This is a genomic window from Pontimicrobium sp. IMCC45349 (assembly GCF_047219225.1).
Taxonomy (GTDB): domain Bacteria; phylum Bacteroidota; class Bacteroidia; order Flavobacteriales; family Flavobacteriaceae; genus IMCC45349.
The window spans coordinates 905,461-930,321 of record NZ_CP178208.1 but is presented as its reverse complement, the minus strand read 5'-3'; the positions used below and the strand labels follow the sequence as shown (position 1 = coordinate 930,321).

Below are 24,861 nucleotides of genomic sequence, written 5' to 3'. Positions count from 1 at the left end.
AACAACATATTCAATATGAAAAAATTAATATGCATTCCATTTTTTGTTTTTGGACTATTATTTGTTCAAGGACAAGAAATTAATAAGGAAGATTATACTCGTGCAGTTAGTTTTATGTACGAGAACTATAACAATAAAACTGCTTTTAATTTATTTACTTCAGTTAACTGGTTTGAAGATGGTTCTGGTTTATGGTTTGTAGACTATTCAAAAGACAATAAAAGTTATAAAACAGTTGACTTTAAAAAAGGAAGAGTTACTGAGTTATTTAATCATGCTAATTTGGCTACAGCTTTAAGTAAATTGTCTGATGAAAAGTTTGAAGCTAATAAATTATCACTTTCTAACATAGAAAAGAGAAAAGGGAAGCTTAAGTTTTCAATGAAGAATAAGAGTTATATGCTTGATTTGAAGACTTATGCTTTAGAGCTTCTTGAGGAGAAAAAAAAGGAAGAAGCAAATCCTTTTGAAACTACTTCTCCTGATGGCAAATGGATTGCTTACACCAAAGATTATAACCTGTTTATAAAGTCAACCGAAACTAATAAAGAGTTCCAATTAAGTACTAATGGCGAAAAAGGTTATGAGTATGCTTCTTGGTATGGTTGGTATGATAAAATGGAAGGTGAAAATGGAGAACGACCAAAACGTTTTTATGTAGATTGGTCGGAGGATTCAAAATGGCTTGGAGCAAGTGTTGTTGATACTAGGAATGCTGAAAAAATGTACTTACTAGATTGGAGTATTGATTCCTTATACAAACCAAAATTACTTTCTTACTACAGAGGTTCTCCAGGTGATACTACAATGGTGCATATAAAGCCAGTGTTTTATAATATTGAAACAAAAAAAGAAGTAAAAACTAGCTTACCAACAGGAACTCATATTAATTCAGTTTCAACTTGGTGGAGTGAAAATTCTGGTGAATTGATGGCAAGCTTTTCTGAACGTGGTTATTTAAAGCAACATGTTAAGCATGTGAATTTAAATACTAATACAGAAACAACCATTATAGAGGAAACAAGTGATACTGGAATTGATAATTTTGAATATAGATTATTAGGTAATAAACTTATTTTTTTATCAGAACGATCAGGATGGAGACAATTGTATTTAGTAGACATTAATACTAAAGAAACAACGCGACTTACAAGTGATAACTATTACATAAATAAGATTGAATATATAGATGAAGATAATGAAACAATCTATTATTCGGCATCTGGAAAAGAAGCAGAAAATAATCCTTACCATCAACAATTATATAAAGTTGATTTTAAAGGAAGAGAAACGCTGTTGACACCAGAAAACACACATCATAGTATTAGTTTTTCAAAGGATGGTAAATACTTTGTAGATAATTATTCAACTATTGAAATTCCAACAAAAACAGTTTTAAGAAGCTCTAAGAATGGAAAAATTATTACTAAGTTAACTTCTGCTGATGTGTCTTTAATTGAAGCAAAAGGATGGACAACACCTAAACCATTTTCATTAATAGGAAAAGATGGTAAAACAACTATTTATGGTGCTTATTGGAAGCCTACTAATTTTGATACATCAAAATCATATCCAATTATTGACGCTACTTATACAGGACCACACACACAACGTTTTCCAAAATCTTTCAATATTGTTTTTAGTGAACAATCATTAGCAGAATTAGGATTTATTGTAGTTAGAGTGGATGGACTTGGAACATCTGGACGTTCAAAAGAATTTCATGATCATTCTTATAAAAATATGCAAAACAACTTAGAAGATCATGTGCTTGCAATTAAGCATTTGGCTAATACACATAGTTGGATTGATGTTAATAGAGTTGGAATTTTTGGACATTCGGCTGGAGGTTATGATACAGGAAGAGCACTTCTAGGGTTTCCAGATTTTTACAAGGTTGGTGTTGCTAGTTCAGCAGATCATGATTTTAGAATGGAAAAAGCTTGGTGGCCAGAAATGTATCAAGGTTGGCCAGTTGATGAAACCTATCATAAGGTGTCAAACATAACAAATGCTGCAAACTTAAAAGGTAAGTTGTTGCTAACTCATGGAGGAATTGATGAAAATGTAAACCCATCTGCAACTTTTAAATTAGCCGAAGCTTTAATTAAAGCCGATAAAGATTTTGATTTACTGATAATGCCAAGTCAAAGACATGGTTATAGAGGGACACATAGTAAGTATTTCACTAAAAAACGATGGAATTATTTTGTAGAGCATTTGTTGGGAGCGAAGCCAATTTGGGATTTTAAATGGAATTAGAATGAGTAAAAATGTTGTTGTAATAGGTGGAGGGATTATTGGTTTATGTACTGCATATTATTTACAAAAGGAAGGACATCAAGTTACGGTAATAGATAAATCTAATTTTTCTGAAGGTGCTTCTTATGTAAATGCAGGATATATTACTCCAAGTCATATCATTCCGTTAGCTGCTCCAGGAATGATTACAAAAGGAATTAAGTGGATGTTTGATTCGTCTAGTCCTTTTTATATAAAACCAAGAGTTGATTTAGACTTCTTCAAGTGGTCTTGGGCATTTAAAAAATCGGCAACGGCTAAAAAAGTAGAAGCAGCCATTCCAGTTATTAAAGACATCAATTTACTAAGTAGAGATTTGTTTGAAGATATGAAGACTTCAAACGATTTTGAATTTCATTATGAGCGTAAAGGGTTGTTAATGTGTTATCAAACCGATAAGGTTGGAGAAGAAGAATGGTCGGTTGGAAAACGTGCCATAGAAGAAGGCTTACAAGTTGAAAACCTTTCACTTGAAGAGGTTAAAAAAATAGAACCTAATGCCAATCTTAATATAAAAGGTGCTGTTTATTTTCATTCTGATGCTCATATGACACCAACCAATTTTATGCCTAAAATATTAGCTTATTTAAAAGCTCAAGGTGTGAAAATTCAAGCAAATGAAGAGGTGAAAGATATTGAAGTGTCTAGCAATGCAATTTCTAGTGTGGTAACTAGCAAAGGGACTTATAAAACAGATGAGGTTGTTATGGCAGCAGGTAGTTGGAGCCCATTACTCACTAAAAAACTAGGGATTGAAATTCCAATACAAGCAGGGAAAGGCTATCGTATAAATGTTGAAAGAGAAACTAATATAACCATTCCATCTATTTTATGCGAAGCTAAAGTAGCAGTTACTCCAATGGAAGGTTTTACGCGTTTTGCTGGTACTATGGAAATTGATGGTATTAATCACGATATAAATCCTGTAAGAGTTAATGCTATTGCAAATGCAGCAAGTAACTATTATAACGGGTTGGAAATTTATGACACAGAAAAGAAAGCTGCACAATGTGGTTTGAGACCTTGTTCACCAGATGGTTTACCTTATATTGGGAAATCTTCAAAATGCAGTAATTTAACCATTGCTACTGGCCATGCTATGATGGGGTGGAGTTTAGGGCCAGCAACTGGAAAATTAGTATCCGAAATTATTTCAAACAAAAAAACATCATTAGATTTATCATCTTATAATCCAGATAGAAAATTTTAAAATTATGCGTTACGATTCCATTTCAAATTCATTATTTATAAAGAATAGGAACAATTTTATTTCAAAAATGAAGCCTAATACCATAGCTATATTAACATCAAATGATGTAAAGCATAATAATGCTGATGATGTTATGGGTTTTACACAAAATAATGATTTGTTTTATCTGTCTGGAATAGATCAAGAAGATACAATTTTGATGCTTTATCCAGATGCTTATAAGGAAGAGAATCGCGCAATTCTATTTGTAAAAGAAACCAATGAGCATATTAAAATTTGGGATGGCGAAAAGTTAACTAAAGAACAAGCAACTAAAATTTCAGGTATTGATAGAGTAGAATGGTTACATGATTTTGAAACCTTATTACAATATATGGCTTTTGAGGCTGATGGATTTTATTTAGGCCACAATGAACATATAAAACGTGTCACTAAAGATCAAGAAACTCAGCAAGATAGAATGATAAAATGGTGCAAACAAAAATACCCTTTGCACGACTGTCATCGTGCAGCAAAAATCACTAGAGAATTACGTCAAATAAAATCTGAAGAAGAAGTGAAGCAAATACAAAAGGCTGCTGATATTAGTGTTGAAAGTTTTAAACGTGTTTTAAAAGCTTGTCAGCCAAGTATGATGGAATATGAGCTGGAAGCAGAGTTAACCTATAATCTAGTGAAATCTGGAGCTACGCGTCATGCCTTTAAGCCTATTGTTGCTTCTGGTAAAAATGCCTGTGCATTACATTATAATACAAATGATAACGAATGTAAAGATGGTGACATGATACTTTTAGATTTTGGTGTATGTTATGCTAATTATAATAGCGATACAACACGTTGTTTTCCTGTAAATGGGAAGTTTTCTGAAAGGCAAAAAGAGGTATATAGTTCTGTGTTGCATTGCTTAAAGGAAGGTTCTAAATTGTTGAAACCTGGAATACCACATGCTGATTATGAAAAAAATATGGCAAGTTTAGTTGAAGCAGAACTTATAAAATTAGGATTACTTAATGCTAATGATGTAGCTAACCAAGATCCCAAAAAACCTTTGTATAAAAAATACTTCATGCATGGAACTGCACATCATATTGGTTTAGATGTGCACGATGTTGGACCATATAGAACCATAGAAGAAGGGATGGTGTTTACTTGCGAACCTGGAATTTATATAGCAGAAGAAGGTATTGGCTGTCGTTTAGAAAATGATTATCTAATAACTAAAGAAGGGAATGTTAATCTCACAGAAGCTATGCCAATAGAAATAAATGAGATAGAATCATTAATGAATAACTAATACAATTCATGAAAACTTACGGAATAGGAGGCTCAAGCATTGAAGCAGAATTAGCTGCTATAAAACCAACAGCACATTTAGTAAAACCAATCCAAAAAGCAGAGTTTGAAGCACGCATTAAAAATGCTTGTGAGCTTATGAAAGGTGAAAATGCTTTGGCTGTGTATTTACATGCAGGAACAAATCTGTATTATTTTACTGGTATGCGCTGGAACTCGAGTGAGCGTATGGTTGGAGCTCTTCTTTTTCAAGATGGAACTCTTGAGTACATTGCTCCTAAATTTGAAGAAGGTACTATTTTGGATTTTATGTTGGTTGAAGGAAAGGTGAGATGTTGGGAAGAGCACGAAAGTCCTTATGAGTTATTTAGTGACATACTTTCTGAAAATAATATTACAGATGGGAGGGTTTATATAGATGAAGCTACGCCTTTTTTTGTAACAAATGGAATCACAAAAGCGAATGCAAATCTCAATTTAGTAGATGCCAAACTAATTACAGCAGGTTGCAGAATGATAAAATCTGAAGCAGAAATAGCAATTATGCAACATGCTATGAATATTACTTTAGAAGTTCAAAAAGCAGCTGCTAGAATTTTATATCCTGGAATAAGTGCTAAGGAAGTAACCGACTTTATACATGAAGCACATAAGCGTCATGGCGCTTCAGCTGGATCGTATTTTTGTATAGTGTTGTTTGGTGTAGATTCTTCATTTCCTCATGGCGTAAAATCGCCTAAGAATCTGGAGGAAGGCGAAATGGTACTCATCGATACAGGATGTGTGATTCACGATTACATATCTGATATAACAAGAACCTATGTGTTTGGTGAAGCTAATGAGGAACAAAAGCGTATTTGGAACGTAGAAAAAGAAACACAGTTAGTAGCTTTTAAAGCTTCACAACTAGGTGCTACTTGTGGTTCGGTAGATGATGCATCGAGAGAAGTGTTATTGTCACATGGCTTAAGTGGTGATTACGAACTTCCTGGTTTACCTCACAGAACAGGACATGGTATAGGTTTAGATATACATGAGTGGCCTTATATTGTAAGAGGCAGCGATACTGTTTTAAAGGAAGGAATGACGTTTAGTAATGAGCCTATGATTTGTGTACCAGATAAGTTTGGAATTCGTCATGAAGATCATATTTATATGACTAAAGAAGGTCCAAAATGGTTCACAGCACCAATGCATACTATTGAAGATCCATTTGGCATAACTTTAGAAAATTAACAGGAAGTATCAGCTACAATTTTCCATTGGCCATTAATCCTTTTAAAGATTATCATAAATACACCATTGGCATTGCTAATTGGTCGTGTTAAATGATACTCGCCCATAACATAATATGAATCGTTACTGATTTTAGATATACTATTAATTTTAAATTTTAAGTTACCAGTTTCATTTTTTGTAGGGTAACGTTTCTTATAATTATCAAGGGTTTTTTGCCAACCGTAAGTTAAACCACTAGCTCCATAAAATTTCAGAGAATCATTTTTCCAATAACCTTCCATAAAAGCATCAATATCATGATTTGACCAAGCAACTTCTTGCGCTTTCATAATAGAAAGTATGGTGGCTTTATCATTTTCTTCATTAAATGAGTTGCATGAAAAAGTTAACAAAAGGGGTATAGTTAAATAAAAAAAACGTTTCATGATAATCATTGTTACTGGTTAACTAATTTACGTAAAGTTTTTGCAGCATGTTCTACTGTTATATCTCGCTGTGGAGAACCAAACATTTCATAACCAACCATAAATTTTTTAACAGTTGCACTTCTTAATAAGGGAGGATAAAAACTCATGTGCCAATGCCAATGTGAATTATTTCTATTGTTTGTTGGTGATTGATGTATACCACTTGAATAAGGAAAAGAACAATTGAATAATGTATCGTATGCTTTGGTAATAGTAGAAATTGCTTCAGAAAAATGAGTGGTTTCCTCTTTTGATAATTGAGATATATTTTGTTGATGAGTTTTTGGAATAATCATCGTTTCATATGGCCAAATAGCCCAAAAAGGAGTTAAAATAACAAAGGAGTGATTTTCAAAAACAATTCGTTCTTTATTTTCTAATTCTTGTTTTAAGTAATCAGATAAAAGACTGTTTTTTGTTTTTTGAAAGTACTGTTGTTGCTGTTTGTCTTTTTTTAAAACTTCATTAGGTAAATTTGATTGACTCCAAATTTGACCATGTGGATGTGGGTTGCTACAACCCATAACAGCTCCTTTGTTTTCGAAAATTTGGACATAGTTAATGTGTTTCTCATTACCTAATGTGGTGTATTCATTTTTCCAAGTTTCTATAACCTTAGATATAGATAAAACATTTAATTCAGCTAAACTTTTTGAATGGTCTGGACTAAAACAAACCACTTTGCAAATACCTTTTTCACTTTCAGCAATTAATAAACCTTCATTTACCGAAAAAGATGGAGAATTGTTTTGTAATGCTGCAAAATCATTAGTAAATACAAAAACATCATCATAATTAGGGTTTGTCTCTCCATTCGCCCTTTTGTTTCCTGCACATAAATAACAATTAGAATCATGTTTTGGACGTGATTCGTGATTTAAAGTTTCTTCCTGCCCTTGCCAAGGACGTTTGGCGCGATGAGGTGATACTAAAACCCATTCGCCTGTTAAAATATTAAAACGTTTATGTGAGTAGTCTTGTAAATTTTGAGACATCTTAATCGTTGCTTATTAATTTGGTGCCATCTCCAAGGTTAATTGTGTAGGTAGAGCATTCATTTTTAAACGTATTGTTGTATAGTTGAGAGATTTCAGTTTTAAAAGCTTCAACATTTTCTATTTTTATCAAGTTTATAGTGCAACCACCAAAGCCTCCTCCCATCATTCTAGCTCCTATAACAGTATCAGACTTTTGAGCATAATCAACTAAAAAATCTAGTTCTTTACAGCTAACTTTATATTGTTTTTGAAGACCTCTATGCGAAGCAAATAATAAAGCGCCTAACTTTTGCACATCATTATTATGAATTGCTTCAACAGCTTCTAGAACTCGATTGTTTTCTTGAATAACATATAGTGCCTTTTGAAAATGTGTGTCTGATAATTTTTCTTTTATAGAAACCAATTCATCTTCACTTACTTCTCTAAGGCTATTTTTGTTTAATAATGAAGCTATTTGTTCGCAAACAGCTCTACGTTCATTATAAGCGCTTTCGGCTAAACTGTGTTTAACATTTGTATTTATTAATAAAAAAGTATGCTTATCAAGTATAAGGTCAATTGTTTTTGCCTTTAAATCTTTACAGTCTAATAGAATGGCAGTGTCTTTTTTTCCAAACATACTGGCATATTGATCCATAATGCCACAATTTACACCTACGTAGTTGTGCTCTGCCTTTTGAGAAATGAAAATCATTTCTTCTTTAGTAAGATTTAAATTGAATAACTCATTTAGTCCAAAAACAATGCTGTTTTCTAAAGCTGCTGATGAGGACATACCAGAACCATTTGGAATATTCCCTCCAAAGACGAGGTTGAAATTTTCTATTGGCTTTTTAGCTTTAAGTAATTCGTTTACGATACCAATAATATAATTTCTCCAATCACCTTTCTTTTTTGATGAAGTGTTATTTACTGAAAATGTAAAGTTTTCATTAATGTCATTTGCAATAACATTAGATGATTGGTTATTATTTTTTTGTATTGCTACAACAATACCTTTGTCAATTGCAGCAGGAAGTACATAACCATTGTTATAGTCGGTATGTTCTCCTATTAAATTTATTCGACCAGGTGCAAATACAAGTATAGGTTCAGATTTAAATTCTGCTTTAAATCTTGAGTGAATTTTTTGTTTAAGTTCTTTCATTTACATGAAATAAATATAGATGGCTAATACAATAATACAAATTCCAATACCAACTGATTGCACATGTCTCCAAGGAGTAATGTCAACTTGTTTAGAGTATGATAAAATATATGCTTCTTTTCTTGGTTTGTATTTACTTATTAATAGCATGATTAAAATGTTTAGTACAAATAAAATTGCCATAACATGTAAAAAATGCGGATAATTATCTTCTCCAAAAACTAATGGTTTTAAAATAAATTGGCTAATGCTGTATAAAATTACACCAGAAAAAATAGCAACTTTAGCCGCAATTGCTGGAACATACTTAGTAAAGTAGCCAACCACAATTATGGTTAGTATAGGAATGCTATAACAGCCATTTATTTCTTGCAAATAACTAAACAAACCATCAGGTGCATTGGCAATTAAAGGCGCAATTAGCATGGATACGATAGCTAAAATAATTCCGAAGCTTTTGCCAACTTTTACAACCTTTATTTCATCAGCTTCTTTATTAAAATGTGATTTATAAATATCAACACCAAAAAGTGTTACAGAGCTGTTTAAAGCTGAATTAAAGGAGCTTAAAATTGCACCAAATAAAACTGCAGCGAAAAAGCCTAACCAAGCATCAGGTAAAACACGTTCTACTAACATTGGATATGCTTCATCAGGATTATCTAATTGTCCTCCAAACATATGATAAGCAATAATACCTGGAAGTACCACAATTAAAGGGCCTAGTATTTTTATAAAGGAAGCTAATAGCAATCCTTTTTGACCTTCTTTTAAGTTTTTAGCACCTAAAGCGCGTTGAATGATAGCTTGATTCGTTCCCCAATAAAATAATTGAACTAACATCATTCCTGTAAAAATAGTTTCCCATGGAATAGATGATTTAGGTCCACCAAGAGATTTAAATTTTTCGGGGTTATCAGTTATCAAAGTTGAAATTCCATCAGAAATACTTCCGTCTCCAATAGCTAATAAACCAAAAACAGGAATTAGCATTCCACCAATTAATAATCCAACTGCATTGATAGTGTCTGAAACCGCTACTGCTTTTAACCCTCCAAAAATGGCATAAATAGAACCAATGATTCCAATACTCCAAACTGTTATCCATAAGGCAGTAGATTTTGATACACCTAATAATTCAGGAATGTCAAACATGTTACTTAATGCTAATGCACCAGAGTATAATACAATAGGTAATAGCACAATAGCATAACCACTTAAAAACAATCCGGAGGTAATGGTTTTTGTAACTTTATCATAGCGTTGTTCCAAAAACTGCGGTACAGTAGTAATGCCTCCTTTAAGATAGCGTGGTAATAAGAATACAGCTGTAACTACCATTGCTATAGCAGCTAATGTTTCCCAAGCCATCACTAAAATTCCATCTTTAAAAGCTGCACCATTAAGCCCAACAATTTGTTCTGTAGAAAGGTTAGTAAGTAATAAGGAACCAGCAATAACAACTCCTGTTAAACTTCGCCCTCCAAGAAAATAACCATCATGACTAGATTCATCTGTTTTTCTTGTTTTCCAATATGAAATAATGGCTACAAAAAGCGTAAATAGTATAAAAGTTAGAATTTGCATTAGTTTTTAAGTGTTGGTTGTATTGTAAATGTGTATTGGTAAGCTTTGTTTGCTGGAATAGTATATTCTGGATGTACTAAACGTCCCCATGAAGTGTCGCCACCAACTCCCATTTGTAAATAATCTATGTTCCATTGAATTGAATCACCAATTTTTATATCTGCGCCATGTTTTTTAGTTACAGGTACTAAGCCAGAAGCAGAAGCACCAGCATCTTCACTGCTAAAATCTAATTCGGTCATGGCAAAAGGCCATACGCTAGAATTTAAATATTCATTACTAAAAGCTTTTAGTGTTAATTCTTTATTTGAAACTTCTATCCAACGCACATCTGTTTTATTTCCTGTTTCTTGTGGGCGCGAATAGCGATGGAATTGATTGTCAGTTTTTCCAGAATATAATCCTGTCTTTTGTCCTGTTTTTCTATCCCAATAGCTTTCACTTGGTCCTTTTCCATACCAATTTACATCAGTAAATGTATTACTAAGCGTCATGTACATTCCAATTCTCGGAATGTTTGGAAGCTTATCTTTTTCTGATAAATAATTGAATTTTATGTCAATTTTTCCAGAAGGGAATACTTTGTATAAAGCATCAAAGAGTACATTATTATTTGGTGATTTATAATTAATCATAAAAACAACAGCACCTTGGATTTTCTCGGGAGCACTCATTAAATTAGATGTGTAATTATATGTAGTTTCTTGCCAAACTTTCGCCCATTTATCCATACCGTTCCCTAAATCGTTATCAGTAGGTGGTCTCCAAAAATTAGGCTTAATAGGATGGTTTGTTACTTCTCTACCTTTATGATGCCATGATATAACCTCTCCAGTTTTTGAGTCTATTTTAAGGTTGATTATGTCATTTTTAATTTGAATAATATCTTCATTAATTACTTCTAATGGATTACCAGGGATTGTAATGTTAAAAGCATTTGACTTTTGAAGAGTAAACTGATCCCAAGAAACTTCATGACCTTTCGAAATTAAGTTATTAGTTTCTTTTTGAATTAAACTTACTTCAAGGATATATTCACTTTCAGGAATAAACATATCTGGTATTTCTGGAATATGAATAATAGATTTATTTCGAGGAGCAATATTTAATTCAATATTTGATTTTAGTTCATGAGTTTTTCCATCGACTAATAATTTTACTGAAAGTGTTTTGTCAGATAAATTGGTGAAGAAATTTTTATTTTCAATTTCAATAGAGCTATTTCCTAGATAGTTTATCTGAATAGGTTCGTAAACTTTTTTCACCTCTGATAAGTGAGGATGTGGATTGCGATAAGGGTCAACTAATCCATTATTCAAAAAGTTTCCATCTGTTGGTAAATCTGGATGGTAATCGTGGCCATAAGCTAGGTAAGGGTTTCCATTTCCATCTTTATATTCTAACGATTGGTCCACCCAATCCCAAATATAACCTCCTTGAAGATTGTCATATTTTTCAATTATATCCCAATAATCTTGAAGGTTCCCCACACTATTTCCCATAGCATGCGCATATTCAATCATAATTGATGGTTTGTTTGAATCTGATTTTCCATGGTTAATTAAGTATTCAGGTTTTGGATACATTGGACAATAAATATCTGTGTAGTCTTCTTTATGAGCTGGTTCATATTGTACGATACGATTGCTGTCTTGTTCTTTTAGCCATTTGTAAGTAGCTCTAAATATATCACCTTCACCTGCTTCGTTTCCTAGAGACCATGAATATATTGATGGATGATTTCTATCACGATAATACATGTGTTTTGTACGCTCTAAATGAGCAGGCAACCAACTCATTTTATTTCCTAATTGCGTATCTGCAGAAATTGCTAAAGGGTGACTTTCAATATTGGCTTCGTCAACAACATAGAGCCCATATTTGTCACATAAATCAAGCCAATAAGTATTGTTTGGATAATGCGCAGAACGTACAGCATTAATGTTGTTTTGTTTCATTAATTTTATGTCCTTGAGCATGGTTTCTTTGGTTACTACATGCCCTGTAAAAGGATCTGTTTCATGTCTGTCAACACCTTTTATATATATAGGTTTACCATTAATTAATACTTGAGAATTTTTAATTTCTACACGTTTAAACCCTATTTTTTTGGTGATGAATTGTGTATTGTCAAAACTAATTTTTAAAGTATAAAGATTTGGCGTTTCTGCACTCCATGATTTTACATTTTCAATTATAGTTTCTGAGTCAAAATTTGATATGTCACCAGGTTTTAAATCAATTATTTGATTTGTTTTGTAAAGAGATTGATTACCATCTAGAAGTTCTAGTGTAATATCTTTTTTCGCAACTTTAGAAGAAGTGTTGTTAATACTGATTTGCCCTTTGAAAATTCCATTTTGATAATCGTCACTTAAAGACGTATTAGCATAGATATCTTCAATAAACACTTTTGGGCGAGCGTATAAATATACACCACGTTCAATACCACTCATTCGTAGCATATCTTGACTTTCTAAATAACTGGCATCTGTCCAACGATACATTTGTAATGCAATCAGGTTTTCACCTTCATTCAAATATTTTGTAATATCAAATTCAGCAGAGGTTTTACTACCTTGAGAATAACCAATGTATTGTCCATTGATGTAGATATAAACCGCTTTAATCGCTTCAAAATGCAAGACGATGTCTTCAGTTAAAAATTCTTTATCTAGATTGACAATTTTTCTATAGGTTCCTACTGGATTGTAATCTTGAGGTACATTTGGCCATTTAGTCGTAAAAGGATAACGTTCATCTAAATAGATAGGGTTCCCAAATCCTTGTGTTTCCCAGTTGCCTGGAACTTTAATCAAATTCCAATCATTATCATCATAATTGATATGATGAAAATCTTTAGGTCTATCATTTGGATTTTTTACCCAATGAAATTTCCAATCACCATTTAAACTAATAAAACGTTTTGAGTTTTCCTTTTCTGATAACGACTCGTTTTCAAAAGCAAAAAACGATGCTCTTGGTTCCAAACGGTTATCTTCAAAGATTTCATGATTATAATGAAATGTTTGTTCTGGAACCTCAGTAAGCGGTTCATTTTTACAGCTTGATATAAGAATCAGAACTAAAAAAAGTGAGATGTATTTTGATTTCATTTTTCGTTATAGTTGTTAATTGTAAGACTGCATAAAATCTTCAGTAAGAATCTTTTTTAAATAAAAAATAAGTTCTTCAGCATTGCCTTTTGTAAATACAATAGGCGGTTTGATTTTTAAAACGTTATAATCTGGACCATCAGTGCTCATTAAAATACCATGATCTTTCATTCTGTTTGCGAGATAATCAGTTTGTTCAGCTAGTGGATTCATATTTTTATCAACTAGCTCAATTCCTAAAAACAAGCCTTGACCACGTACATCTCCAATAATTGGAAACTTCTTAGATAGTTTTGTTAGTTCAGCTTTTAAAAACTCACCAACATCCAATGCATTTTGTTGTAGTTTTTCGCGTTTAACTGTTCGTAACACTTCACTTCCTATGGCACAAGACACAGGATTACCTCCAAAGGTGTTGAAGTATTCCATACCATTGGCAAACTTATCTGCAACTTCTTGCGTACAAGCTACTGCTGCTAATGGATGTCCATTCCCTAATGGTTTTCCGATAGTTACAATATCTGGAATAACATTGTGTAATTGGAATCCCCAAAATGTTTTTCCAACACGTCCACAACCAACCTGAACTTCATCTGAAATACAAAGTCCGCCAGCGTTTCGAATATATTCATAAGCTTTGGCTAGAAAGCCTTCAGGTAGTTCAATTTGTCCACCGCAGCTAATTATAGGTTCTATTATAAAAGCACCAACACCACGACCTTTGTCATGAATGTTGTCAATACATTTTTGAACTTCTTCAGCATATTTTGTTCCAGTGTTTTCACCTCGATATTTTCCTCTAAAGGCATCAGGTAATGACAATATCTGTGTGTGTTCTGGTGCACCTTTTCCACCTTTACCATCAAATTTATAAGAGGAAATGTCGATGCACATATTGGCGTTTCCGTGATAGCCAACTTCGCTGGCAATAATATCGCGTTGTCCTGTATTAGCTTTTACCATTCTTATGGCAAGCTCATTGGCTTCACTACCTGAATTTACAAAATGTAATACGTTCAATTCTGGAGGTAACGTTTCAATCAACTCTTTAGCTAATTCATTTATATTATCATGTAAATAGCGTGAATTGGTATTGATTAAAGCCATTTGCTGCTGACCAGCTTCAACAACATTTGGATGTTCATGTCCAACATGAGCTACATTATTGACTGTGTCTAAGTATTGCCTTCCAAATTGATCTACTAAATATTGACCTGCACCACGAACCATTTTAATAGGTACTTTGTATTGCAGGCTTAAACTTTTGCCTAAATGCTGTTTGCGATAAGTAATAAGTTCTTGATTTGTAGTTTTATTTGAGGATTGAAGTGCATCCAGTTTGAATAACAAATTAGGATCTGGACACAAACTTTTCCATACCTGTTGTTGACTGTAGTAGGTCACTCCTGAAAAATCTGTGGTGTAATCTAGCATTGACAACATGATTTGAAAATGTAGATGAGGTGCCCAATTACCATTTTCGGGATAGTTAGCTAACTTTGCTATTTTTTCACCTTTTTTAATACAATCTCCAATGCTGTGTTTGGTCGCGCTTTCAACTGTATTATGACCATAAAGTGTAAAGAATTCAAAGTCTTCAGCTTTATGTTTTAAAATCACTAAGCCTCCATATTCTTTATTCCCAGCGTCATTGACAGCGCAAACCACTTCGCCATCAAAAAGTGCATGTACAGGTGTGTGTGCTGGTAGCCAAAAGTCTACACCTAAGTGAATGGTTCTGTTTTCTCGACCGTAATTACCAATTTTATTATAAGAATCAGAAGTGTAAATGGAACGTGGTTCTAAATAACCACCAGATATAATTTTATTAGGATGTTCTTTTTGAAGTTTATCAATTTTGAATTGGAAAAAATCTAAATCGTTAAAATCTTTTTGATGTCCAATCCAAGTACTAGAAACACTTAAATCTAAATGATGCGCTTCGGTTTTATTGATTGTTGGAAATAAATTTTCTAATGAGAATTCTTGAGTTTTTGCCCAAGATTCAAATTTTGTTTGGTTTGGATGTGTTACAAATCCGCAAGCAGCTCTAAAAGAATAATGAGCAAAATCGGGACTAGTTTTAAACCATTTTTTTAAGACTTCCCAAGCAGGTTTTTCGCTAATTAAAAGGTATCTGTTATCAGGTTCTTTGATTTTATTGATAGCAGATTTTGTAACCGAAATAATCAAGCGCATCGCAATTGCATCGTATAAATGCTCTAATTCCTGTTCTTCTAAAGGATATGTAGAATGATACCCTTTTACAATTGGCAAAGCTGCATCCAAGACATCATTATGATTCATGATGGCGTAGGCACATGCAATAGCAACATCATTTATGATTTGTGTATGAATGGCATCGCCATAATCAATGGCTGCTTTTACTTTTGGGTTGATTAACTCCGACGAAACAATCACATTATTGTCATTAGCATCGTTATGAACTACAGATGTTCTAAGTGAATCGTATGCCGTTTTTGAATGCTCAAATCTATTTTGAAAAGCAGTAATGATCTTTAATTCTTCATCTTCAAAAAGATTGATGTGTGCTTTTGTCCAAAGGGATTGTGCGACATCCCATTCAAAATCTCGATGAGCTTCTTTATGATCAAAACCTTGTAGTGCTTTGGTCAGTAAACCACATTGTTCACCTAAACTAAATCGTAAATCGTTTAGTTGTGGATTAACACTACTCCAAACACGACCAGAAACCCAAGTAAGCAAACGGACTTTTCTGATGTTTCCATAATCATCTGTAATTTCAGAAATGGATTTATGATCCTTGTCTTTGATGACTTTTGGCGCAATCAGATTTTTGCCGTTAGTTTCAACATGTTGTAAAAGTTTCTGCTGAAAATCAAGATAATTAACATTTTCGTTTGGACGTGATATTTTTAAAATATAGCCTTCTTCATTTTCAACTTTAATTCTGAAATTAAAATCGACTTCTCCTGGTAAAGACGATGCTTTCCCTTTTATATTAAAAAGCGTGAAGAGTATGTCTTCAGCTTGATTGGGTTCTATTTTTATTTGGTTATAATCCAATGTTAATGTATTAGAGTTGTTTTTCAAAAGCCAAACGTAACGCACCACTTGTTAGCGTGATGATGCCACAATAGGTATAGCCAAGAGATTTAAGTATATGCTGCATTCCTAAATTATCCTGGTGTGTATCAATACGCATTGATGTAATATTTTGTAATTGTAGTTGCTGTTCGCAATGTGTGATGATATATTTTGCAATACCTTTGTTTGTACAAGTTTCGGCTACTGCAATACGATGGATGACGCCATATTTTGTGTTTTTGTCAGTTAACCATTCGCCTTCAATGGTATTATAAGTGGGTTCTTTTGAAGTAGTAAACATAAAAGTAGCAATAATATCGTCATTACTATTAAGTAAAACATAGCTTTCAGAATTATTTATGTCATTTAAAATTTGCGTTTCATTAGGATATCCATCTTGCCATTGGTCTATATTTAAACTAGCTAAATAGCGTTGTGCATAATGGATGATTTCCATTATATGCTTTAAATCGTTTGATGTTGTATAGCGAATTGTCATTAGTTAATCATTTTGTAGCATCATTATAATATGTGCAGCACTCCAGCTAAAGTTATGAGCATGCAGACCTTTTCCTGTCAAAGGATGATAGTTTTCTCTAATAGCTTTTCCTTTTTCTAAGATGCCTTCTGCTCCTTTTAAAATTTGAATGGTTGCTTTGTCTGCTTCTTCAATATAACCATAATTACGCAATCCTTTAACACCAAAATAAGCTTGATCTAGCCAGTTTGGGCCTCTCCAATAGCCTTTAAGAGGGTCGAATTTTTCATGATCTGCACTCATGGTTTGGAATGGTACTTTAGTGAAGAATTTTTCAGGATTCATCATTCTATTTTTTACACGTTCCGCTTGTGTTTTTGTAGCTGCATTTGCCCAAAGTGCAGTCCAACCTTCACTACCTTCGCCTTTGATAAAAGTATCGCCATCTAAATTGGTGTCATAAAACCAGCCATCTTTCTCATCATAGAATTGTGTTTGAATGTTTTGTTTTAAGGTTTCAGCTTCTTTTAAGTACGTTTTAGAATCTTCATTTTGAAGTGCTTTAGCTAATTCTGAAAGGAATAATTTTTCGGCATATAAATAAGCATTAAGATCTACACTTTCTTGATCTAAAGAATACGCACCTTCACTGTTTTTTAGAATTTTTGAGTTGTCAAATCGAATGGCATTATCCATGCCACTTTCCCATTTTGCTGCTACTAAACTTCCGTCTGTTGAGCCATATTCACAAACACCATCTTTATCATGGTCACGTTTGTTATACCACCAATAGTGATATTTTTTGAGTTTTGGATACATGTATTTTACAAAGGCAATATCGTTGTCTTTCTCATAGATTTTTGCAACTGCCCAAGCTGAAAGGGGTGGTTTGGTGTCACGATAATTATGGGCTTCTATAGTAGTATCGCGATATACACAATCTGCTACAAAGCCATCGTCATTTTGAAACTTAAACATCAGCTTTATTTGTTCTTTTGCTAAAGGTAAATTGTAGTATGATAATCCAACTGAATGTTTCCAAGAGTCCCAAGACCAAAAACCATTGAACCATACATAGTGATAACTTGGGAATAAGCCTTCGTGTTCAATTTCTCCAGCAGGTATGCGCCAATTGTTTTGTAAAGTTAATTGTGCTTTAGCTAAAACTTCGGCATAAATACTATCTTGAAATTGCGGTTTTCTGTTTTCAATTAATGATTTTAATTGCTGATTTTTTTCTGACTTACGTGCATTTAAAACCGAATCAAAGTCTACAGAATTTATAAGTATTTGCTCATCTTCCCAAGAATATTCTGGAAAAATAAATGTTTGGGAAATGACGAAGGATTTTGATTCGTTAGGTTTTAAAAATGATGTTTCTAGATGTGAATTATAATATAAACTGTCTGTCATAGTTGAAACAGTCTCATCTAGAAATTGAACAGACCCTTTTGCTAATGATTTGTCAGAGTCGAATATAATTTGATTGCTGTCTTGTTTGATTTCAGAAAATGTATCAAAGAGATTTGCACTAAAAGAAGGATGGATTGTTAAACTGCTTTTAGAATTGTTGATGACAGTAAAACGTTGTAAAGTTGTATGACCTGAAAGAAAAACGAGTTCTTTTTTTAATTCAATTTTGTCATTTTTTTGAAATTCTTCTAAATGACTATTAAAGCTATTGGTTTGGCTTGAGTTGAAATTTAATAAAGAATTATTGTTGTCATCTTTTAGTTTGAAGTTGGTAAGTGAGGTACTAGCCCAAACACCATTTTGCTGTGTCATTAAAAAAGGTCCAGAAAAGCCATTAATTGCAGTAGAGTCTGAAAAACTATAAGCAAACCAAGCGCCTTGATCTGAAAACATTAAACCGTCTTTGTCGAACTTGTGCTTTGATGTGATACGATAGTCTAAACTATTTTTGCTGAATTCTAGATAATCATTTTTTGGTGCTATATTTTGCTCAACGTTTGAGCAACTAAAAGCTATAATTAGAGATAATATTGTTGTAATTAGTTTTCGCATAATTTCAAACTAGTTTAAGTTTTAAAGAGAGTTTCTTAATATTAAATCATTAGAATTTTCAATTACAATTTGTTCTTTGTTCATTATCATTTCGGCTAATCTTTTGCCCATTTTGTTAAAATCGGTTGAGATTGTTGTAATACCTCCTTCAACAATCTCTTTTAATATGGTTTCGTTATAAGAAATGATTCCAATTTGCTTACCTAACAGTAGTCTCTCTTTTTTTATTTTTTTAATAGCAACTATTAGGTTTCTATCATCTGGGATAAGGTATATTTCTCCCTTTTTAGGTGTTACATCTTGTAATGTATCAATAACCTCATGTTTAAAAGCATTCATTTTACAAAAAGCTTTAAACCCTTTTTTCATACCTAAAGGTTGTTTTTGACTTTTAAAAAGTAGAATTAACTTTTGATATTTTTTGATATGTTGTAATCCTTTGGTTAAACTATTAAAAATGTCTTTTTCAAAGTTTTGATAAATAGCTGGATATTGTGATAGTTCCTTATGTGTTTGATCTAAAATGTAAACTTTTTCTTGAGGTAATTTATCTATAACGCTTCCTGTGTTTTCAAGGTTTGCAGGCATTATAACATAATAGTTATAGTTGCCTAAGTTGTCATATATAAGTTTACTAAATACGTCATGATTAAAGTGATGAAAATAAATGTCTACTTCAATGTTAGAGTCCAAATTATTTAAAAAGGAGTTGTATAAATCTTCTTTAAAAGTGTTTAGTTCGTCAAAAAGCAAAAATATTTTTTGAATTACACTAATGTTCTCATTAATAACATAGTATCCTTTTCCTGGGAAGGATTGTATAATGCCTCTTACTTTTAGGTCGTTATAGGCAATAAGTACAGTGTCTCTAGATAAATTATGTCTGTTTTTTACACTGTTTATTGAAGGTAGTTTATCACCTCTTTTATAGATATTGTCAACTATTGCGGCTTCAATAGATTGGATAATCTGTTTGTATTTTGGGACGCCAATATCTTCTTTAATTGTAATAGTGCTCATGTAGCAAATATAATATTTATTTTTTAAAACAAACTGGTAGGTACTAGTAGGTAATATGCTTTTTTTTGATTTAAATTAGCAAACAGTTTAAGGTTAAATCAAATCAATTAAAAAACAAACTAAACTTTTAATTCGCTCTTTTAGAGTTGTTTAGTGTTAAAAATCAAATTTAGTATGAGAAAAAAACTACCAAAAAAAGAACATTGTTCAGTTTCCAAACTGTTATTGATGTTATTTGTATTTGTTTCTTTTGGACTTAGCGAAAATGCTTTTGGTCAAGTTCAAGTTCAAGGAAATGTAAAAGATTCTAATGGAGTTCCTTTGCCAGGAGCTACTGTTACGGTAAAAGAAAATGAAACTGTTGGAACACAAACAGATTTTGATGGAAATTATAGTATTGAAGTTTCAGATGGAACTGCAATACTTGTTTTTAGATATTTAGGTTATGTTTCGCAAGAAGTGACTGTAGGAGATCAAAGAGTAATTGATATTGTAATGCAAGACGATATCTCCGGTTTAGAAGAGGTTGTATTAATAGGTTATGGTTCGCAAAAAAGAAGTGATGTTACTGGAGCTGTAAGTACATTAAAAAGCGAAGATTTGAATCAAGTAGTTACAACTAATGCTACAGATGCATTACAAGGAAGAATAGCTGGTGTAACTGTCACTTCTTCTTCGGGAAGTCCAGGTAGTGTTGCAGATGTCTTAATTAGAGGAATAGGAAGCTTTGGTAATAACAGACCATTATTTATTGTTGATGGCGTTCAAGCTGATCCTTATTTTATTGATTCAAGAAATATAGAATCTATTGAAGTGCTGAAAGATGCTGCTTCTGCTGCTATTTATGGTACAAGAGCAGCCAATGGAGTTGTAATTATTACAACCAAAAAAGGTAAAGAAGGTGTAGTGAAAGTAGATTTTGAAACGTCTTACAGTTCAAATACATCAAGAGAAACTTTAGATTTATTAGATGCTAATGGATATGTTCAAGTACATCAACAAATGTATGAGAATGCTGGAGCAACTTTACCTAACTATGTTACTAGCCCTCCAAATGTAAATACTGATTGGATAGATGAAACACATAGAGATGGAGATTTAACTTTAATGAATTTAAGAGTTAGTGGTGGTTCTGAAACGGTAAATTATAGTGTTGGAGGTAACTATGCTGATGAAACAGGACTATTAATTGGTTCAAGTTTTTCTAAAAAAGGAATTTATAGTAACATAGGAATCAATAAAGGAAAATTAAAAATTAATACAAATCTTAACTATAGTGAAACTAGAAGAGAAGGATATAAGTTTTCATTAAGAGAAACGTATCAAATTTCACCATTAATTCCTGTATATGATGATACAAAAGATTCAGGGTTTGGGTATAGAGATGGTGACATCCCTGATCATAGAAATCCAGTAGGAGAAGATTTTTATAAAGACCAGTATACTAAATTAAAATACTTTTTAGGTACTGTAGGTGTTAATTATGAGGTTATTCCAAGGTTAAATGTAAAGGCAAACTTATCGTTGTCAAATCTTGCTAACTATACCTATAATTTCCATAAGCCATTTAGAGTAAGAGATGTTCAAGAGGAAGGAAATGAGTATGCCTTTATATCTGAATATAATAATGAGTTTAGAAGAATTAATCAAGAGTATACTATAAACTATGCTTTTGATATTGATAAGCATTCATTTGGACTTTTAGCAGGATATCAAAGAATTTCAGAGCCATATAAGGAAACTTATGTACAAGCAGAAGGATATAAATTAGATGAAAATGGAGATAAAATACCAGCCATTATTTTAGATGAGAACTTTAATACTTTAGATGCTTTTAGTGATGGGACTTATTCTGGTAGTGGAACAAATGCTGAATATGCTTTAGTCTCTCAATTTGGTAGATTAAACTATTCTTATGATGACAAATATCTATTACAAGCTAGTATACGTAGAGATGGAAGTTCTAAGTTTGGTAAGAATAATCAATATGGAGTTTTTCCATCATTTGCATTAGGTTGGAAGATTTCTGATGAAGATTTTATGCAAAATCAAGATATTTTTGATTTCTTAAAACTTCGTTATTCTTGGGGACAAGCTGGTAATGATAGTGCTCTAGGTTATTATGGTTATGTTGCTTTAATCTCACAAGGAAAAGACTCTTGGAATGGAGGTTATGTTTTTGGTGATCCTCAAACATCATATTTAGGAAGTATTGCAAGAGACTTAGAAAATAATGACTTACAATGGGAAACTAATACGTCATCAAATATCGGAATTGATTTTAGATCAATGGGGAGCAGACTTTCTGGATCAATAAATTATTATAAAACAAATACTGAAGATTTATTAATTACTAAAGTTGTTTCTCCTTCAGCAGGTGTAAATAGTCCTGTGGTTAATGTAGGTGAGTTTGAAAATAAAGGATTCGAATTTGAAATGGGTTATACTAATAATGACCATGAAATAAACTATTCAGCTAATGCTACATTTACAACAATTAATAGTGAAGTAACAAGGTTAAGTAGTGATGACCAAGTTTTATATGGAGTAGGGTTAAAGTTTGGGTCAGATCACTTTGTAAACCAAACTAGAGTAGGTTACGAACCAGGAGCTTATTTTTTACCTGTTGCTGATGGAATCTTTCAATCACAAGCAGAGATTGATGCACATGATCCTAATGGAACTTTACAACCAGATGCACAACCAGGAGATATTAGGTTTATTGACCAAAATGGAGATGGAATATTAGATAGTGAGGATGAAAAATATCAAGGTACAGCGATTCCAAAATTTGAATACAGTTTAAATTTAGCTGCTGATTATAAGGGATTTGATGTAAATGTGTTTTTACAAGGAGTTGGTGGTAATAAAATTTATAATGGTAACCAATTTCAATCTTTAGGTTTAGATTCAGGAAGAAACTTTGAGGTAGAAGCTTTAAACGCTTGGACACCTACAAATACAAATACAAATATACCAAGAGCGGTTTTAGGAGATCCTAATGGTAATAATAGAGCCTCTACAAGATTTTTACAAAAAGGAGATTATTTAAGAATTAAAACAATTCAATTAGGTTATTCTTTACCTACAAAAGCTCTAGAAACATTACAAGTGGATAAATGTCGTGTATATATTACAGGACAAAATTTATTTACGTTTACTAAATATGATGGATTAGATCCAGAGGTTGGAGGAAGTATTTTATCAAGAGGAATTGATAGAACATTGTACCCTCAATACAAGTCAATGATTTTTGGATTACAACTTCAATTTTAAATCGTATTAATTTTAAATCACAATTAAATGAAAAATATATATAAATTATTTATAGCCTCATGCTTATTGATTGTTGTGACATCATGTAATGATGATGAGTTTTTACAGCAACAGTCACCTGATCAATTAACTTCTGATTCTTTTTGGAGAAATTTAGAAGATGCACAATCTGGATTAACAGCTGCTTACTCCGAACTGGAATCAAGAAGTAATTTTTGGGATGGTTGGCAAGAAGGACGTTCGGTTGTAGAGTATTTTAGATCTGATTATTCTTTACCAGGTCCTGATGCATCAAATTATGCGCACTGGATGTCAATTTTTAATTTTAATTATACAAATGGTCATACATTTTTAGATGTACTATGGACTACTAATTACAGAGGGTTAAACTATGCAAACCAAGTAATAACTAAAGTAGGAGAGATGACTTCTGAACAAATTTCAGACGCAGATAAGCAACAAATTATTGGAGAAGCCACTTTTTTAAGAGGATATTACCATTTTAAATTATTAACACTATATGAGCAAATCATTGTAAAAACAGAAATGGTTTCTCAAGAGACTTTAGATCAACCACTGTCTACAAGACAAGAGGCTTGGACAGCTATAATAGAAGATTTTCAAAATGCTGCAAACATGTTAGATGTTGTAGGTAATGTTGAAGCTGGTAGAGCAACTAAAGGAGCTGCATTAGCGTACTTAGGTAAAGCATATATGTATAAAGCTGGTGATGTTACTTCTGCTGAGGCTGATGATTTTCAAAATGCTGTTAACGCGTTTCAACCTATAATTAATGGTTCAGCAGGCTCATATGCTTTAGAGCCTGATTTCTTAAGCATTTTTAATGGTGAAAATGAGAATAATCAAGAATCTATTTTTGAACTTCAATTTAAATCTGGAGATGCTACTTCATGGAATGCTACAAGATTACATGCTTTTATTGGAGACTGGTCCATTGGTGGCTGGGGAGGAATTGAGGCAACTTTAGGTTTAGTAGATACTATGAAGAGTGAAGGTATGATTGCTTCAAATGGATTATATGATAATAGATTATATGGTTCGGTTTATTTTAGAGATGATTTCTTTAATGATTTAAATGACCCTCAAATGCAAGGATATACTTGGGATGAGTTAATGGATTGGCAATATGAAAGTACTAATGAAGGAAAAGCATATTATAGAAAGTGGTTACCTAACTATGTTTGGAATAATTCATATGTAGGTGTAAATGTAGTATTAATGCGTTATGCAGATGTAATGTTGATGTATGCTGAAGCATTAAATGAAACAGGAGCAACATCACAAGCTATTCCTTTAATTAATGAAGTAAGAGCTACGCATGGTTTAATGCCAGCAATGACAGGAACGTCTCAAGAAGAAGTTAAGCAGCAAATAATTCATGAGAGAACTATGGAGTTAACATTAGAGTCTGTACGCTTTTTTGATTTACGTCGTTGGGGAATGTTAGATCAAGCAATGACTGCAGCTGGAAGATCAGGGTTTAGCGCTGCTAATCATTCATATTTACCAGTACCATTATCTGAGATACAAGCTAACTCAGCAATTAATTAATAGTAGTAATTTGTTTCATATATACTTTTGATTAGTAAGAAAGGCTACCATATGGTAGCC

Annotated in this window: 15 protein-coding genes; 6 read left to right on the top strand and 9 right to left on the bottom strand. The window is 32.5% G+C overall.

Annotated features, from left to right (window positions below; genetic code table 11):
• Positions 1-15: 15 nt before the first annotated feature.
• From ACLII3_RS04280 to ACLII3_RS04265, 4 genes are read left to right on the top strand one after another with little or no spacing between them, the layout of a single operon-like run.
• Positions 16-2,262: a prolyl oligopeptidase family serine peptidase gene (locus ACLII3_RS04280; protein ID WP_412986745.1), complete on the top strand. Its 2,247-nt coding sequence runs from the start codon at positions 16-18 to the stop codon at positions 2,260-2,262.
• 1 nt (position 2,263) lies between these two features.
• Entirely contained in the window at positions 2,264-3,511 is a 1,248-nt protein-coding gene (locus tag ACLII3_RS04275; RefSeq protein ID WP_412986743.1) for an NAD(P)/FAD-dependent oxidoreductase, read from the top strand.
• A 4-nt stretch (positions 3,512-3,515) separates the two neighbouring features.
• Positions 3,516-4,805: an aminopeptidase P N-terminal domain-containing protein gene (locus ACLII3_RS04270; protein WP_412986742.1), complete on the top strand. Its 1,290-nt coding sequence runs from the start codon at positions 3,516-3,518 to the stop codon at positions 4,803-4,805.
• Between the two features lie 8 nt (positions 4,806-4,813).
• A complete protein-coding gene (locus tag ACLII3_RS04265) occupies positions 4,814-6,040 on the top strand; it encodes a M24 family metallopeptidase (RefSeq protein WP_412986740.1) in 1,227 nt (408 codons plus the stop codon).
• On the opposite strand, the gene ACLII3_RS04260 is transcribed toward ACLII3_RS04265, so the two are convergent.
• The 9 genes from ACLII3_RS04260 to ACLII3_RS04220 form a co-directional block, all read right to left on the bottom strand.
• Positions 6,037-6,372, bottom strand: coding sequence for a YybH family protein (locus ACLII3_RS04260; RefSeq protein ID WP_412986738.1), 336 nt, complete (start codon positions 6,370-6,372; stop codon positions 6,037-6,039). The two genes, ACLII3_RS04265 and ACLII3_RS04260, sit on opposite strands and share 4 nt — an antisense overlap.
• Positions 6,373-6,479: 107 nt before the next feature.
• A complete protein-coding gene (locus ACLII3_RS04255) occupies positions 6,480-7,505 on the bottom strand; it encodes a UDP-glucose--hexose-1-phosphate uridylyltransferase (protein WP_412986737.1) in 1,026 nt (341 codons plus the stop codon).
• A 1-nt stretch (position 7,506) separates the two neighbouring features.
• Positions 7,507-8,658, bottom strand: a complete 1,152-nt coding sequence (gene galK, locus ACLII3_RS04250) for a galactokinase (protein WP_412986736.1) — start codon at positions 8,656-8,658, stop codon at positions 7,507-7,509.
• The gene (locus ACLII3_RS04245; protein ID WP_412986735.1) at positions 8,659-10,245 is read right to left on the bottom strand and encodes a solute:sodium symporter family transporter; all 1,587 of its coding nucleotides are present in this window, start codon (positions 10,243-10,245) and stop codon (positions 8,659-8,661) included.
• Positions 10,245-13,361 (bottom strand): glycoside hydrolase family 2 TIM barrel-domain containing protein, encoded by a 3,117-nt coding sequence (locus ACLII3_RS04240; RefSeq protein WP_412986734.1) that lies wholly within the window; start codon positions 13,359-13,361, stop codon positions 10,245-10,247. Before ACLII3_RS04240 ends, ACLII3_RS04245 begins: the two co-directional genes overlap by 1 nt.
• A gap of 15 nt (positions 13,362-13,376) precedes the next feature.
• A complete protein-coding gene (locus ACLII3_RS04235) occupies positions 13,377-16,409 on the bottom strand; it encodes an aminotransferase class III-fold pyridoxal phosphate-dependent enzyme (RefSeq protein WP_412986732.1) in 3,033 nt (1,010 codons plus the stop codon).
• Positions 16,410-16,419: 10 nt separating this feature from the next.
• Complete coding sequence (locus ACLII3_RS04230; protein ID WP_412986731.1) at positions 16,420-16,929, bottom strand: GNAT family N-acetyltransferase; 510 nt, start codon at positions 16,927-16,929, stop codon at positions 16,420-16,422.
• 3 nt (positions 16,930-16,932) lie between these two features.
• Complete coding sequence (locus tag ACLII3_RS04225) at positions 16,933-18,933, bottom strand: MGH1-like glycoside hydrolase domain-containing protein (RefSeq protein ID WP_412986729.1); 2,001 nt, start codon at positions 18,931-18,933, stop codon at positions 16,933-16,935.
• A 21-nt stretch (positions 18,934-18,954) separates the two neighbouring features.
• Positions 18,955-19,953 (bottom strand): GntR family transcriptional regulator, encoded by a 999-nt coding sequence (locus tag ACLII3_RS04220; RefSeq protein ID WP_412986728.1) that lies wholly within the window; start codon positions 19,951-19,953, stop codon positions 18,955-18,957.
• 174 nt (positions 19,954-20,127) lie between these two features.
• Between ACLII3_RS04220 and ACLII3_RS04215 the strand changes: the two genes are divergently transcribed.
• Both ACLII3_RS04215 and ACLII3_RS04210 read left to right on the top strand, forming a co-directional pair.
• Positions 20,128-23,229, top strand: coding sequence for a SusC/RagA family TonB-linked outer membrane protein (locus ACLII3_RS04215; RefSeq protein ID WP_412986727.1), 3,102 nt, complete (start codon positions 20,128-20,130; stop codon positions 23,227-23,229).
• A gap of 27 nt (positions 23,230-23,256) precedes the next feature.
• Positions 23,257-24,801 carry a RagB/SusD family nutrient uptake outer membrane protein gene (locus ACLII3_RS04210; protein ID WP_412986726.1) on the top strand — a complete coding sequence of 515 codons (1,545 nt, stop codon included), beginning with the start codon at positions 23,257-23,259 and terminating at the stop codon, positions 24,799-24,801.
• Positions 24,802-24,861: the final 60 nt, after the last annotated feature.

Coding starts and splice junctions, on each gene's coding strand:
- galK (WP_412986736.1), bottom strand. CDS start 8,658: ATGAAAGAACTTAAACAAAAAATTCACTCAAGATTTAAAGCAGAATTT.
- ACLII3_RS04255 (WP_412986737.1), bottom strand. CDS start 7,505: ATGTCTCAAAATTTACAAGACTACTCACATAAACGTTTTAATATTTTA.
- ACLII3_RS04265 (WP_412986740.1), top strand. CDS start 4,814: ATGAAAACTTACGGAATAGGAGGCTCAAGCATTGAAGCAGAATTAGCT.
- ACLII3_RS04210 (WP_412986726.1), top strand. CDS start 23,257: ATGAAAAATATATATAAATTATTTATAGCCTCATGCTTATTGATTGTT.
- ACLII3_RS04230 (WP_412986731.1), bottom strand. CDS start 16,929: ATGACAATTCGCTATACAACATCAAACGATTTAAAGCATATAATGGAA.
- ACLII3_RS04260 (WP_412986738.1), bottom strand. CDS start 6,372: ATGAAAGCGCAAGAAGTTGCTTGGTCAAATCATGATATTGATGCTTTT.
- ACLII3_RS04275 (WP_412986743.1), top strand. CDS start 2,264: ATGAGTAAAAATGTTGTTGTAATAGGTGGAGGGATTATTGGTTTATGT.
- ACLII3_RS04280 (WP_412986745.1), top strand. CDS start 16: ATGAAAAAATTAATATGCATTCCATTTTTTGTTTTTGGACTATTATTT.
- ACLII3_RS04240 (WP_412986734.1), bottom strand. CDS start 13,361: ATGAAATCAAAATACATCTCACTTTTTTTAGTTCTGATTCTTATATCA.
- ACLII3_RS04245 (WP_412986735.1), bottom strand. CDS start 10,245: ATGCAAATTCTAACTTTTATACTATTTACGCTTTTTGTAGCCATTATT.
- ACLII3_RS04270 (WP_412986742.1), top strand. CDS start 3,516: ATGCGTTACGATTCCATTTCAAATTCATTATTTATAAAGAATAGGAAC.
- ACLII3_RS04220 (WP_412986728.1), bottom strand. CDS start 19,953: ATGAGCACTATTACAATTAAAGAAGATATTGGCGTCCCAAAATACAAA.
- ACLII3_RS04225 (WP_412986729.1), bottom strand. CDS start 18,933: ATGCGAAAACTAATTACAACAATATTATCTCTAATTATAGCTTTTAGT.
- ACLII3_RS04215 (WP_412986727.1), top strand. CDS start 20,128: ATGAGAAAAAAACTACCAAAAAAAGAACATTGTTCAGTTTCCAAACTG.